We start from the raw sequence: 14,891 nt of genomic DNA, 5'->3' as shown, positions 1-14,891 counted from the left end.
AATAAGTAAATTATCTTACTTAGACTCTATTTTTACCATTAAATGATTCTTCGTTATCTTATCGCCCTCTTTTACATTGAGCTCGACAACGACTCCCGATATGGGAGCGATCACCCGGTTCTGCATTTTCATCGCCTCATGGATTAGCAGAAGTTGCCCGGCCTCCACAGCCTGTCCTTCCTCTACCATAATCTTGATAATCGTTCCGGGAAGATGAGAAACCACGTCACCAGCCGACGGCTTATGCCACATCGGTCGGCTCTTATACTTCGCTGTCAGCAACGTCTTATATTTACGTGCCGTCACCACAAAGTCTACATATTCTTCTTGCTGGTGTTTCTTTTCCATACTCTCATCAATTTAGAACGGAGGCAAACCGTGCTTCTTGGCCGGTCTGTATTCCTCTTTTAGAATGGAAAGCTTCAGTGCGTGTAGCAATAATGAACGGGTTTCTTTCGGTTCGATCACAGAGTCGATAAATCCCTTGGAAGCCGCCACGTACGGGTTCGCGAATTTCTCGATATATTCTTTCACCTTCTCCTGACGCATAGCGTTCTGATCTTCCGCCTCCATGATCTCCTTGCGGAATATGATGTTAGCTGCGCCTTCCGGACCCATAACAGCGATCTCCGCGCTCGGCCAAGCGAACATGAAGTCAGCGCCCAAGTGACGGGAGTTCATAGCTATATAACCTCCACCGTACGCCTTGCGCAAGATAACCGTGATCTTAGGAACAGTAGCTTCCGAATACGCATACAGAACCTTAGCCCCATGACGAATCACACCCGCATGCTCTTGATCTACGCCCGGCAGATAACCCGGCATATCCTCCAACGTGATGATAGGAATATTGAATGAGTCGCAGAAACGGATGAAACGAGCGGCCTTGTCAGCGCTATCACAATCAAGCACGCCGGCCAAAACCATCGGTTGATTGGCAACGAAACCTACCGTTTCTCCTGCCATACGACCAAAACCGATCACAATATTAGCGGCCCACAACTCTTGAATCTCCAAGAAGTCCGAGTCATCGACGATACATCTGATAACGTCTCGCACATCATACGGTTGTTTCGGGTCCGCCGGAACTACTTGCTCGATATTCAGCATAGCGGACGGCTCTTTCGGCTCAACCACTTTCGCACGCTCCTGATTATTCCAAGGGATGAAGCTAACCAAACGTTTCACCTGATCGAAACATTCTTGCTCGCTCAAGGCATAGAAATGAGCGTTACCTGTAGTCTCCGCATGAACACGTGCGCCACCAAGGTCTTCCATAGAGATATCCTCACCCAGCACGGTCTTGATAACGTTCGGTCCCGTGATAAACATCTTAGAGATGTTCTCAACCACAAACACGAAGTCCGTCAACGCCGGAGAATAAACGGCACCACCGGCACAAGGACCGAGGATCAAGGAAATCTGAGGGATCACGCCCGAGGCGATCGTATTGCGATAGAATATTTCACCATAACCAGCCAAAGCACCAACACCTTCTTGGATACGTGCGCCACCCGAGTCATTGATTCCGATGATCGGACATTTCATCTTCAACGCATGATCCATGATCTTGGTGATCTTACGAGCATGCTGCAAACCTAACGAACCACCGGCAACCGTAAAGTCCTGCGCATAGATGCAAACCGGGGCACCAAAGATCGTACCCGTACCGGTAACCACACCATCACCCGGCAGAACCTTCTTCTCCATACCGAAATCACGGCCATCGTGTTTCACGAACATGTCATACTCATGGAAAGAGTTCTTATCCAACAAAGCCAAGATACGCTCCCGGGCAGTAAGCTTACCCATCGCCACTTGCTTTTCGATAGCAGCCTCACCACCGCCCATCTCGATAACGGCTTTCTTTTCCCTGAGGGCCTCAATGTTTTTACTTAAATCTGTCATATTGATTATTTATAGATTTATTATTTACCAACGGCTTTTGCCCGGTAAGAGCAACGAACCGTCCCTTTAATAATACTATTTAATTTGCCTTTGTTCAATTGGCGGCGAATAGCGGAGACATTGTCGATAAAGACATGCCCCGTCAGATGCTCGCACTCATGCTGCACGATACGGGCGGCGAAACCTTCCACCACTTCCTCGTGCTCCTCCCAATTCTCATCCCAATATCTCACACGAACCGTTTTCGAGCGAGACACTTTCTCGTGTATACCCGGCAGGCTCAAGCAGCCTTCCTCCATAGCTATTTCCTCCTCGCTACGTTCCAAAAACTCGGGATTAATCAACGCACGCTTGAAACCCTTGCATTCAGGGAAGTCATCTCCCATCACATCACCGTCTATAACCACCAAACGGATAGACAAGCCCACCTGAGGAGCGGCAAGCCCTACCCCATCAGCATTATACATCGTTTCAAACATATTGGCAACCAACTGTTTCAAGTCGGGATAATCTTTAGGTACATCCTCAGCCTCTTTTCTTAGTACGGGCTGACCATATAAAAATACGGGTAAAATCATAAGTTATAACTGATATTTTTTACTTTCTAAATAAGCTTGCAAAATAATAACGGCGCTAATCTCATCGACCAATCCTTTATCTTGCCGTTTCTTTTTCTTTAAACCGCCTTCCAACATGGCCTTATGAGCTAAGACCGACGTGAACCGCTCGTCGTAATAAGTTACCGGGATACTTGGTATCGTCCTTTTCAGATGGGTCACGAACGCCTCCACATACTTCATGTTCTCAGAAGGCTCATTGTTCATTTGCTTCCGAAGCCCGACCACAAATAAATCCACCGGTTCCCGTGATATGTAATCCGATAGGTACTTCACAACCTCTCCACTTGGGACTGTCGCCACGCCGTTAGCGATCATCTGTAAAATATCCGTAGCGGCTATCCCCGTACGTTTCCGGCCGTAATCTATTGCAATTATTCTTCCCATCGAGCGCGAATATAGCATAAATATAAATACGGATTACACAAATCCGCAAAAAGTGTGCAACGAATCGGATCAATACGCATTCTTCTCTCCCTTGAACATATTCAGTACCGTAACCACAATAATCTTTAAATCAAGGAAGAACGTCCAATTCTCTATATACCACACATCTCTCTTCACACGTCCTTCCATCTGCTCCAGCGTCTTGGTCTCACCCCGGTAACCGGTGACTTGCGCCCACCCCGTTACTCCCGGTTTCACCAAATGCCGCACCATATACTTATCGATCAACGCCGAGTACTGCTCGGTATGCTTCAACATATGCGGACGAGGGCCTACCACGGACATATCGCCCAGCAAGACGTTCACGAACTGAGGGAACTCATCCAGATTCGTCCGGCGCAAGAAATCGCCGATCCGGGTCTTCCGGGGATCATCCTTGACGGCCTGCAAGGTATCGGCCTGCGCGTTCACCTTCATCGTACGAAATTTAAAACATTCGAAGTCATGCCCATACAATCCCGTACGTTTCTGCTTAAACAAAATCGGGCCGGGTGAGCTTAACTTGATCATTATACCGACCACGATGTACAGGATCGGATAAATCGTGAGCAAAATCACCAAAGAGAAAAATATATCGAACGTCCGTTTCAAGAACCGGTTATAGGCGGATTGCAAAGGCTCCCGGCGGACCGTCAGCAATGGGATCGATTCCATCACCTCCATCACCATACTCTTCTTTACATCCCGGTAAAACTCGGGCACGATATAGAAGCGCACCATCTTCTTCTCGGCGAAATTCAGAAGCCGTACGATCTTTCCGTTGTTCGTACCCGGCAAGGTACAATAAATCTCATCAATATCATGCTCCAGCACATACGCTTCCACCTCACTCGTCTTACCCAAATAATTAGGTAAAACGTCTTTCAACGAGTCATTGTCATCAAAGAACCCCTTTACACTAAACCCATAGCTCAAATCATCTTTCATAACTTGGTAAAGCTCCATACCATTCTTTCCCGCACCCACAATCACCACCTTCTTAAAGTTATAGCCTTTTCGCCTATAAAACTTTAAGGATAAGCGCACAAAAACCCGCCAAAGCGAAAACAAGATGATAGAAACCCCGTAATAGACCAAGAGGAAGGTAGCCAGAATATCCCCTACATTCAAGAAGATCAAGCAAGTAGCGAATAAAAAGATAAGTACGGTAACCAATCCGAACGCCCGTTGCACAATCTTGTCGATAAACACGACCGCCTGATGCAATTGAATCGGGATAAAATATAAAGAGAAGAAATAACAGAAATTCAATAACAAAATAACCTCTCTCAAATTATAGGATATCGCTTCCGTGTATTTCGGGCCAAGCAGATGAAAAACGGCCATAAACAAGAGATTCAATACGATCAAATCTCCTACACCAATCAGCCATTGGATTAAATAACCATGTTTTTTGTTCAATATCATAGCAATTCGATAAATTCTCACAAAAGTAAGTATTTTTCGGCGCAAAAAAAAGGCCGCACTTAGAAGTACGGCCTTTTTAAAGTATTAATTCGTAAATTAATTATTAGCGCTCATAATTACTACACGGTTCCAGCTATTTTCGCCATAAGGTTGTTCGTCCGAACCTCTCCACTCGATAGTGATCTGGCTAGAAGAGATACCGTATTTATCGATAAGTTCCTTAGCGACCGCTCTAGCACGTTTCTCAGAAAGACCCATGTTATAATCAGAAGTACCCGTCTTCTTGTCAGCGTAACCAACTACCTTGATCGGAGCGTTGTTGTTCTTCATGAACTCAGCTGTGTTATAGATATTGATCTGCTGGTTCTTGTCGATCTTAGCGCTGTTGATGCGAAAGTAAACCACATTGTCAACGTAGTTATTTACAACTTCAGTAACTGTCTCTTGGCACTCAGGGCAAGAAACCGGACGTTTGCTCAACTCATCGTTAGCAGCACGCAAAGAGTTGATCTGGCCGTTCAAGTCGTTCAACAAAGCGTAATCCATCGGCTCCAATACCTCGAAGTCTGTCTTACCCAATTTGAATGTCAAACCAGCGCTCAACTGAACGATACCATCTGTCAGGTGATTCATCTCGACGCGGTTAAACTGCTCGTTCAACAAAGAACCTTGGATCTCAACGTTCAAATCAACACGTTTGCTCAAACGGAAAGCGGTTAAGATACCAGCGTTCAACGTAGGAGACTCCGTTCTTGGACGATCATAAGACTCTGTAGTCTTGAAACGCTGCGCATAACCAAAACCGACCCAAGGAATCAAGCGGAACACTTTAGATTCTCTGTAAGGAGCCCAAAAGTTAGTAACATCCCACAACAAGTCTACGTGAGCGGCTACATATTTATTATGTTGCATAAACTGTGCGCCATCACCTTCAAAACCGTGGATAATACCACCATTTAACTGGGTACGGAATCCTAAATACGGATTAAACCACTTACCAAAAGATACTTGTGGAGCGAAGTTTAAACGATTCTTGAAATCAGCCTCTCCATTTTGGTCCCCTAACAATACGCTGGCTCCACCCGCAATTGAAATAAACCAATTGTCGCGAGCTTTATTCTTCTTGAAATTAGTCTTATAACCAGCCTCATTGCTGAACCCCACCTGCGGTTGATATTCCTGTGCTGTCACAGAGAATACAAAACCTGATAACAAAGCTAAAAGTAAAACCTTAGTCTTCATATTTTCAACATTTTAATTAAACAATCAATTACCTAATATCTTAAAATTGGCACAAATTTAACTCTTTTTGTAATTACAACAAATAAAATCTTCAAATTGTTTCGAACTCACTCGAAATAGTTCAAAATTTTATAGCCCCCCTCTTTCAGATAAGACTCCTTCTTCATTAGTTTTATATCGTTCTTCATCATATCCTCAATTAAAGCCGCTAATGAATACTCCGGTTCCCACCCTAAACGAGTACGTGCCTTCGTAGCGTCACCGATCAGCAACTCTACTTCCGTAGGGCGGAAATACTGCGGATCTACTCCCACAACTTCCTCACCCACACGTTTCTTAAAGTTTTCCAGATAGGCATCACCAACCTTCTTGACGAACAATCCCTCGTCTATCGACTCTATGATAGCGACCTCGTCTATCCCTTCTCCTTTAAAGCGGATTCCCACGCCAATTTCCTCAAAAGCCATACGGATAAAGTCCCGAATCGTGGTAGTAATCCCGGTAGCTATGACATAATCCGAGGGTTCATCTTGTTGCAAAATAGCGTACATGGCACGCACGTAATCTTTTGCGTGTCCCCAATCCCGTTTGGAGGAAAGATTACCCATATAAACCTTTTTTTGCATACCCAAAACGATACGTGAAACCGCCCGGGTTACCTTACGGGTCACGAATGTCTCTCCCCTTAATGGAGACTCGTGATTAAACAAGATGCCATTGGAAGCGTGCATATGATAGGCCTCCCTGTAATTCACCGTAATCCAGTAACCGTATAGTTTCGCTACCGCATAAGGGCTTCTCGGATAGAAAGGAGTAGTCTCCCTCTGCGGCACCTCTTGCACCAAGCCATACAACTCGGATGTAGATGCCTGGTAAATACGCGTCTTCGGGATCAAGTTCAGCAAACGGACCGCCTCTAGGATACGCAATACGCCCAAACCATCCGCATTCGCAGTATATTCGGGAGTGTCGAAACTTACTTTTACATGGCTCATGGCGGCCAGATTATAGATCTCGTCCGGTTGAACCTCGCCAATGATACGTGTAAGATTCAAACTATCCGTTAAATCGCCATAATGCAAAATCAAATTACGGTTTTCCACATGCGGGTCTTGATACAAATGATCGATACGGTCCGTATTGAACATGGAAGAACGACGCTTGATACCGTGTACCGTATATCCTTTCTTGATCAAGAACTCGGTAAGATAAGCCCCATCCTGTCCCGTAATACCCGTTATTAACGCTACTTTGCCCATTTCTCTAATTTTCAATTTTCAATTCTCATTTTTCAATTCCCAAGTACCATTCATAGAGTCGCTTCACGCCCTCCTCGATCTCGATCGTATGGCGCCAACCCAAGGCATGCAACTTGCTTACATCCGTCAGCTTACGAAGCGTACCGTCCGGCTTGGACGAGTTAAACCTCAACTCGCCCTCGAACCCGATCTCTCGCCGGATCAGTTCGGCGACCTCACGGATCGAAAGCTCGATACCCGTACCTATATTAATATGTGTATTCCGGACCTCGCCCTCCTTCTGGCGGACATCCTCGAAATCCACGTGTTCCATGATATAAACAGAAGCGTCGGCCATCTCCTCGCTCCATAAAAACTCACGAAGCGGCTTGCCGGTTCCCCACAGCTCCACCTCGCCCGGACGGATACCCTGTTTATCCAATACGGAGAGTATCTCCGGCTCGGAGGCCTTCCCAGACACGCCCTCTACCGGACGAATGTCCATATCCTTACGCAAGGCCTCCCAATCTCCTGTATGCAGGCATTTCGCCAGATGGATCTTACGGATCATGGCTGGCAACACATGCGAGGTCTCCAGATTGAAATTATCATTCGGCCCGTAGAGGTTAGTAGGCATCACGGCGATATAGTTCGTACCGTATTGCAGGTTGTAACTCTCGCACATCTTGATACCCGCTATCTTGGCGATCGCATAAGGCTCATTGGAATATTCCAAGGGAGATGTCAGCAAGCAATCCTCCGGCATCGGCTGCGGAGCCTCACGGGGATAGATGCAGGTGCTTCCCAAGAATAATAATTTCTTTACATCGTTTTTCCAAGAGGCATGAATGACATTATTCTGGATCATCAAATTATTGTAGATAAAATCGGCACGGTACAGACTGTTCGCCATGATACCGCCGACGTGCGCCGCCGACAAGAACACATAGTCCGGCCGTTCAGCGGCAAAAAACTCGTTCACAGCGGCTTGATCCGTCAGATCCAGTTCCGCATGCGTACGAAGCAGGAAGTTCGTATACCCTTTGCTTCGCAAATTATTCAGAATGGCGGAGCCTACCAAGCCCCGGTGACCGGCAACAAATATTTTACTGTCTTTTTCCATCGATATCTCGTATTCTGAACTACTTCTACTTATTAATCAACCTCATCAAATACTGGCCGTACTGATTCTTAATCATCGGCAAAGCCACTTGCTCAAGTCGCTTCTCATCAATCCATCCTTGCTTGAAAGCGATCTCCTCCAGACAAGCCACCTTCAGTCCCTGTCTCTTCTCGATCACCTCCACGAAAGTAGATGCCTCAGACAACGAGTCGTGAGTCCCGGTATCCAACCAAGCGAATCCACGTCCCAATAGCTGCACTTTCAACTCCCCATCCTTCAAGAACCACTGGTTCACGGTAGTGATCTCCAGCTCTCCACGGGCGGATGGCTTGATATTCTTGGCCACGCCCACCACCTTGTTCGGATAGAAATACAATCCTACCACGGCGTAATTCGACTTCGGTTCCTTCGGTTTTTCCTCGATACTGAGGACGTTCCCATCCGCATCGAACTCGGCCACGCCATAGCGTTCCGGATCGTTTACGTAGTAACCGAACACGGTCGCTTTTTGTTCGTTCTCCGCCTTGTCAACGGCCTCTTTTAACATACGGGTAAAGCTCTGTCCGTAAAAGATATTATCGCCAAGTACCAAGCAAACGGAGTCATCGCCGATAAAGCGCTCTCCAATGATGAAAGCTTGCGCCAATCCGTCCGGCGAAGGCTGCTCGGCATATTCAAAACGAACGCCATAATCGGAGCCATCGCCCAGTAAACGACGAAAGCCCGGCAAATCCTGAGGGGTCGATATAATAAGAATCTCCCGTATCCCCGCCAACATGAGCACGGATACCGGATAAAAAATCATCGGCTTATCATAAATAGGTAGAAGTTGCTTGGAAACTCCTTTAGTGATCGGATACAAGCGGGTACCCGATCCACCGGCTAAAACTATACCTTTCATATTCTTTCCATTTTGTTCGACAATACTCGCTTAGGATCGATTCCACACCGTCCCTAAAACTATACAAAGTTAAACAAATAATAATAGATTAGCGCATGGTTTTCAAAAAATCGTCCATATTCTGATACAATGGGACGCCATAGCGCGCACAAGTTAAGCGCACATTATCATACCGGTAAAAGCCGGGCTCGCAAATCACCCGCAACTTTCCGGAGCGCATAAACAGCCCCATCTCCAATAAAGTTATCGGGGATTTGCTGCTCGCCAGAATGTTCATGATAATCAGATCGGCTTTCTCCAGATGCTCCAGTTCCCAATTCACTTGATGCTCAAAATCGGACATCTCCCCGCTCAACCCTTTATCCCTACGAGGATTGAACAAGAGATACCGTCCCTCCGGAAGCGCTCGGAACCAGTCGCAGGTAGCCTTCTGCCAATCCACACTTTTCCCCATATCGATCGTGCCGGCCAAAAAGATTTTTTGGTATACTGCTTCATCCAAATCCTTATTTTCAGTATCGGGATACAAGACAACGACCTCAGATTGGGCAAACCCTCCCATCGGCACCAAAAACAAATATAATATACACAGTACAATATTTCTCGTATTCATGTCTCAAAGCTTACTTTTCAAGCAACAAACTTCGCAAAAAAACATGAATCCAACAAATACATTCACTTTAAATGTGGGCAACAGTCTTGTATATACTAATAGGATATCACGAGAAGTAGTACTTACTTGGACGGTGAAGTATATCTCCTAGGGTACTTGCAGTATATCTTCTCCAAGGAGAGGAGTATATGTACGTGTTTTTTCGAAAACACGTACATGTTTTTGGGAAGGACTCGGCATGTAGCAAAATCATGGGTTCAGCCCATAAATCGTAGCCTGTACGGCATGCGATAAGATATAGGCCGCAGGCGTATCGTTTGAGGGGGAATAGCCTTTGGAGAGCCTCTGGACTACGGGTTCCTTGTTCGTGCCCAGTATCGGGACCAATAAGGGGGCGCCGTTCAAGATAAGCGGTCCCGTCATGGTGATCCGGTATTGGCCGGTAGAAGGTTGCTGGGATACCGCATAGTTACGGCTATCCGACAATAGCTCCATGGTGGTAGGGAAAATGGATGCCGTATGGGAATCCTCACCTACGCCGAGGATGATGCAATCGAACGTAGGCATTTGATTGAACAACGGCAAGAATTCCTTTACGACCCATGAATAACGCATCGCCTCGGTACCCGGCTCGTTCTCGCCCTTGATCCGGTGAATATGGTCTGCCTGGATACGCAAAGGCGTAAAAAGCAAACGATTCGCATGACCGTAATTACTATCCGGGCTTGTCGGTGGAACGCAACGCTCGTCCACCCAGAAGAAACGGATGTTATTCCAGTCAATCTTATCCTTATACTCATCTACCCAGAGGGAAAACATATGCTTCGCCGTCTCTCCTCCCGAGAGCGCTAGGTTAAACGGAGCGAAGTCTTTCCGGCGAATCATCGCCATCATATCCTCCGTCATCGACCGAAGCGCCTCTTTCATCTCATTATATCTCTTTATTTCCATAAAATTATCTTCTTTGGCAGGCGCAGACTTTCTTTTCCGCACCTAAAATAACAGTTTCCTCCGGTCCGTCCTCGCCCGGCTCATAGAAGAATAAGTTCTTCGAACCCTCCTCTTTCCAATGGAGCAAGATCGGATCGATAAATTTCCAGCTAGCCTCCAAAGCGTCGCTACGAGCATACAGGGTGGAATCGCCCAGCATGGCATCCAGCAACAGACGCTCGTAAGCGTCAGGAAGATAGCTCTTCGAGAGGGAATCGTAGCGGAAGTCCATGCTGACTTGCTTCACCTCGAAACCGGCTCCCGGCATTTTCAGCCCGAACTTCAAGGATATACTCTCGTTCGGTTGGATACGGATGGTCAATTTATTGCAGGAACCTCCCGAACATTGACCGACAAACAGTTGATGGGGCGTAGACTTGAAGTGGATCACTACCTCCGATGACTTCTCCGGCAACTTCTTTCCCGTATAGAAATAGAAGGGCACACCGCTCCAGCGCCAGTTATCGATGAAGAATTTCATCGCCACATACGTCTCGGTATTCGAGTCGGGAGCTACGTTCTTCTCTTCCCGATAACCGATATATTGTCCGCGGACAACCATCTTATCCATATCCAACACCGTATACGGACGTATGGAGCGGAATACTTTCACGATCTCGTCACGAATCGGTTCCGGCTCGAATATAGAGGGAGATTCCATGGCGATAAACGACATCAATTGCATCAAGTGATTCTGGATCATATCCCGCATCGCCCCGGCTCCATCATAATATTTCCCTCGATTCTCCACCCCCAAAGTCTCGGTAGCGCTGATCTCGATGGAATCGATATAATTATGATTCCACAATGGCTCGAAAATACCGTTCGAGAAGCGCAATACCAAGATATTCTGCACGGTCTCTTTCCCCAGATAATGGTCGATACGATAAATCTCCTCCTCATGGAAGATATGTCGTAAATGATCGTTCAACTGGCGGGCAGACTCCAAGCTGGTACCGAACGGCTTCTCTACGATGATCCGCCTGAAACCATCTGGAGACTCGGTCTTGTTCAAACCGCTCTCCAGCAAACATTGCGGGACGATCTCGTACATCACCGGCGGGGTAGCCAAGTAATAGATGATCTTATCCGGCAAGTCATGTTTCTCTTGCAAGAACTCGATGCGCTCACGCAATTTGTAGTATTCATCGGCGTTCGTGGAATCGAAGGCGAGGTAATAGACATTCTCCAAGAAGTCATCGATCAAGCCCTCGTCGTAAGTCTTTCCCTTCTGTGCCTCCAAGATATGCGTATGTTGCTCCGCACAGAACTCCTCATCACCATAAGCGGTACGGGCGGCCCCCAAGATGCAGAAGCGGTCGGGCAGCAAGCCCCGGACATATAACTCGAACAAAGAGGGAAGCAACTTGCGACTGGTAAGATCGCCCGACGCCCCGAATATAACTAATAATTGATTATCTGCTTTCTTCATACCTTTATACGTTATAAGTTCCAGAAACCGTCTTTCCTCCCTCGCCCGTCCAGTTGGTATGGAAAAACTTACCACGCTCCCAATCGACCCGCTCATAGGTATGAGCCCCGAAATAATCCCGCTGAGCTTGAATCAGGTTAGCGGCAGAATGTGGGGTAGACAATCCATCGAAATAGCTCAACCCCGAGCTCATTGCCGGCAAAGCCACTCCATGCAAGGCACCCTCGGCTACCACTTGCCGCCAAGCCAACAAGGAAGACTCGATCTTTTGAATAAAGAACTCATCGAATAAGAGGTTCTCCAGATTCCGGTTCTTCTCATAAGCCTGCGTAATTTTCTCCAAAAAGACAGAGCGTATGATACATCCCTTCCGCCAGATCTTGGCGATCGTACCGTAATCCAACTGCCAATCATATCGCTTGGAGGCTTGGCACAACAAAGAGAATCCCTGTGCGTAGGAAACCAACTTAGCAGCATACAAAGCCTGCTTGATCTCTTTCTCCGAGATCAAGGTCTGCCCCAACGCGCCACTCTTCGGATAAAGCGAGGACGCTTTTTTCCGTTCTTCCTGCATGGAAGAAAGCATACGGGCATAAACAGCCTCGGTAATCAATGTCAGCGGATCATTCTCGTCCATAGCGGCGATAGCGCTCCATTTACCGGTGCCCTTCTGGCCGGCGGCATCCAATATCTTATCTAGCAGATAGCCCTCTCCCGCCTCGTCCTTGAAGCAGAGAATATCGGCCGTAATACCGATCAGGTAGCTATCCAGCTCTCCCGTGTTCCAATCCTCAAAAATACGAGCCAAGGCCTCATTGTCCAGATCCAGACGATTCTTCAATAAAGAATACGCCTCGGAAATCAACTGCATATCTCCATACTCGATACCATTGTGTACCATTTTCACGAAATGGCCGGCTCCACCCGGACCAATCCATTGGCAACAAGGCGTCCCGTCGTCCAGCTTGGCGGCGATGCTTTGCAAGACATCCTTCACCAAAGGCCAAGCGGCAGGCGAGCCACCCGGCATCACGGAAGGTCCGTACAAGGCACCGATCTCCCCTCCGGAGATTCCGGTACCTACGAAGTACATCCCATGCGCCTCCATCTCCTTCACCCGTCGTTCCGTATCATGGAAGTCCGAGTTGCCACCATCGATAATCACGTCACCGGGTGATAAGTAAGGAATCAATTGAGCCATCAGCTCATCCACCGGGGCACCCGCTTTTACCATCAGCATGATCTTGCGAGGACGCTCGATAGACTCGACAAATTCCTGTATCGTATGGGTTCCTATAAAATTCTTTCCTTTTCCACGACCGCTCATGAAGCGGTCTACCACGCCTTCCTCTCCCGGCGCTGTACGATTATAAACGGATACGGTGAACCCCTTGCTTTCCATGTTCAACGCAAGGTTCTCGCCCATCACGGCCAAGCCGATTAATCCAATATTTGATGTTTTCATATTTATGTTTTTATTTTATTAATCCAAATAGATCATTTAAAGCCTCACTCATCGACGGATGGGTGAATATCGAATCCCGGAGGAACGTGTAATCTTGCCCGAGACGCATCGCCAAGCTAACCGTATTTATGACTTCGCTGGACTCGGCGCAGAATAAGGTACATCCTAGGATCTTCCCGGTATCCGCATCTACCACGGCTTTCAGTAAGCCATCCGTCTGCTCGATGGTACGGGTACGAGGCATGGCGGCGGCGGGCAGGCTGGCCACCTTTATATTTTTCTCCATCTTACGGGCTTGCGTCTCGTTCAACCCGACATGGGCCAACGGAGGATCGATGAATACGGAATAAGCCACTGCTTCCCGATCGTCCAAGCTCCGGAAACCATTACCAAACAGCTCTTCCCGGATAATACGGTAATCATCCAAAGACAGATAGGTAAATTGTAATCCGCCATGTACATCCCCGATCGCCCAGATATTAGGGATATTGGTACGCAACTTACTATCCACCTCGATAGCGCCACGATTAGTCGTCCGTATTCCGGCGGCTTGCAGATTTAGGCTTTCCGTATTCGGTTTACGGCCGGTAGCCAAAAGCACCGCCTCGGCATCCAGCCGCAAGGTATCTCCCGAGATAGCGTTACGGCAGATCACCGTAGCCCGCTCGGCATCCTGCTCGATAGTCTGCACGACCGTATTCAAATGAATGGTGATCCCTTTTTTCTCTAGCGTGGACTTCACCGAATCGGCGATGTCCCGGTCCTCACGAGGAATGAACACCTCCCCAGCCTCCAAGATCGTTACCTTCGATCCAAAACCGGCGAACATGGAAGCGAATTCCAGCCCGATATATCCGCCTCCGACAATAACCAGATGCCGTGGCAGTTTCTCCAGTTCCATAATGGAAGTACTTGTATATACGTAAGGATTATCCTCGATACCGCTTATCGTAGGAATAATCGTCGTGGCTCCGGTATTGATGAATATCTTCTCGCCTTCCAGCAAGAAAGAGTCCGTATCCGTTTTCACGACAATCTCATAAGGGGAACGAAAAGAAGCCTCTCCGGTATAGACCGTTACGGTCTCCCGATCATCCAGATTCTTGAAATTCTTCTCACGAAGCAAAGAGGTCAGTTTCTCCTTGGCGAGGATCGCCTGCTTAAACTCCTCCGCATATTGCTCGAAGGTAGAAGGTCTGCGATACCCTGTCACTTGAGCGTTATGTACAAGCGCTTTCGTCGGTATACAGCCGATATTGATACAAGTACCTCCGTACATACCCGTCGAACGCTCCACCACAGCTACATTCCATCCATGGTTGGCCAAATCCGCCGCCAAGGTTTTTCCACCTTTCCCAAAACCAATAATAATCGCGTCGTACTTTTTCATCTCTGATTTATCTTCTTTTCGTTAGACATTAAAATAACATTCGTTTTAACCTAATTGTTGCGAATTTCATATCGCAAAAATAGCTCCAGCCCCTATTTTACAAAATGGTTGTTCAACC

At 47.3% G+C, this 14,891-nt stretch carries 14 protein-coding genes; all 14 read right to left on the bottom strand.

Translation table 11 applies throughout. The features are described 5' to 3' along the window. Window positions 1–15 precede the first annotated feature (15 nt). A complete protein-coding gene (locus BDI_RS03265; RefSeq protein ID WP_009275044.1) occupies window positions 16–348 on the bottom strand; it encodes an acetyl-CoA carboxylase biotin carboxyl carrier protein subunit in 333 nt (110 codons plus the stop codon). A gap of 12 nt (window positions 349–360) precedes the next feature. Beyond that, window positions 361–1,908, bottom strand: coding sequence for an acyl-CoA carboxylase subunit beta (locus BDI_RS03260; protein WP_005857693.1), 1,548 nt, complete (start codon window positions 1,906–1,908; stop codon window positions 361–363). Window positions 1,909–1,928: 20 nt separating this feature from the next. Further along, a complete protein-coding gene (gene def / locus BDI_RS03255) occupies window positions 1,929–2,486 on the bottom strand; it encodes a peptide deformylase (protein ID WP_005857695.1) in 558 nt (185 codons plus the stop codon). 3 nt (window positions 2,487–2,489) lie between these two features. Beyond that, a complete protein-coding gene (gene ruvX / locus BDI_RS03250) occupies window positions 2,490–2,912 on the bottom strand; it encodes a Holliday junction resolvase RuvX (protein WP_011966113.1) in 423 nt (140 codons plus the stop codon). 69 nt (window positions 2,913–2,981) lie between these two features. Next, entirely contained in the window at window positions 2,982–4,379 is a 1,398-nt protein-coding gene (locus BDI_RS03245; protein ID WP_005857699.1) for an undecaprenyl-phosphate glucose phosphotransferase, read from the bottom strand. 96 nt (window positions 4,380–4,475) lie between these two features. Next, window positions 4,476–5,621, bottom strand: coding sequence for an OmpA family protein (locus BDI_RS03240; RefSeq protein ID WP_008772416.1), 1,146 nt, complete (start codon window positions 5,619–5,621; stop codon window positions 4,476–4,478). Between the two features lie 107 nt (window positions 5,622–5,728). Then, window positions 5,729–6,880 (bottom strand): GDP-mannose 4,6-dehydratase, encoded by a 1,152-nt coding sequence (gene gmd, locus BDI_RS03235; protein WP_005857703.1) that lies wholly within the window; start codon window positions 6,878–6,880, stop codon window positions 5,729–5,731. A gap of 25 nt (window positions 6,881–6,905) precedes the next feature. Beyond that, complete coding sequence (locus tag BDI_RS03230; protein ID WP_011966111.1) at window positions 6,906–7,982, bottom strand: GDP-L-fucose synthase family protein; 1,077 nt, start codon at window positions 7,980–7,982, stop codon at window positions 6,906–6,908. A 25-nt stretch (window positions 7,983–8,007) separates the two neighbouring features. Next, window positions 8,008–8,883, bottom strand: a complete 876-nt coding sequence (rfbA, locus tag BDI_RS03225) for a glucose-1-phosphate thymidylyltransferase RfbA (RefSeq protein ID WP_008772418.1) — start codon at window positions 8,881–8,883, stop codon at window positions 8,008–8,010. Between the two features lie 88 nt (window positions 8,884–8,971). Next, window positions 8,972–9,496, bottom strand: a complete 525-nt coding sequence (locus tag BDI_RS03220; protein ID WP_005863002.1) for a nucleoside 2-deoxyribosyltransferase domain-containing protein — start codon at window positions 9,494–9,496, stop codon at window positions 8,972–8,974. Between the two features lie 249 nt (window positions 9,497–9,745). Further along, window positions 9,746–10,447 carry a 6-phosphogluconolactonase gene (gene pgl / locus BDI_RS03215; RefSeq protein WP_011966110.1) on the bottom strand — a complete coding sequence of 234 codons (702 nt, stop codon included), beginning with the start codon at window positions 10,445–10,447 and terminating at the stop codon, window positions 9,746–9,748. A 4-nt stretch (window positions 10,448–10,451) separates the two neighbouring features. Next, window positions 10,452–11,918 (bottom strand): glucose-6-phosphate dehydrogenase, encoded by a 1,467-nt coding sequence (gene zwf, locus BDI_RS03210; protein ID WP_011966109.1) that lies wholly within the window; start codon window positions 11,916–11,918, stop codon window positions 10,452–10,454. A 4-nt stretch (window positions 11,919–11,922) separates the two neighbouring features. Continuing rightward, a complete protein-coding gene (gene gnd / locus BDI_RS03205) occupies window positions 11,923–13,383 on the bottom strand; it encodes a decarboxylating NADP(+)-dependent phosphogluconate dehydrogenase (protein WP_011966108.1) in 1,461 nt (486 codons plus the stop codon). Between the two features lie 10 nt (window positions 13,384–13,393). After that, entirely contained in the window at window positions 13,394–14,773 is a 1,380-nt protein-coding gene (locus BDI_RS03200) for an FAD-dependent oxidoreductase (protein ID WP_011966107.1), read from the bottom strand. Between the last annotated feature and the right edge of the window lie 118 nt (window positions 14,774–14,891).

This window comes from Parabacteroides distasonis ATCC 8503, assembly GCF_000012845.1.
GTDB classification, from domain to species: Bacteria; Bacteroidota; Bacteroidia; order Bacteroidales; family Tannerellaceae; genus Parabacteroides; species Parabacteroides distasonis.
The sequence above is the reverse complement of the archived record's forward strand: the minus strand, read 5'-3'. Positions and strand labels throughout refer to the sequence as shown.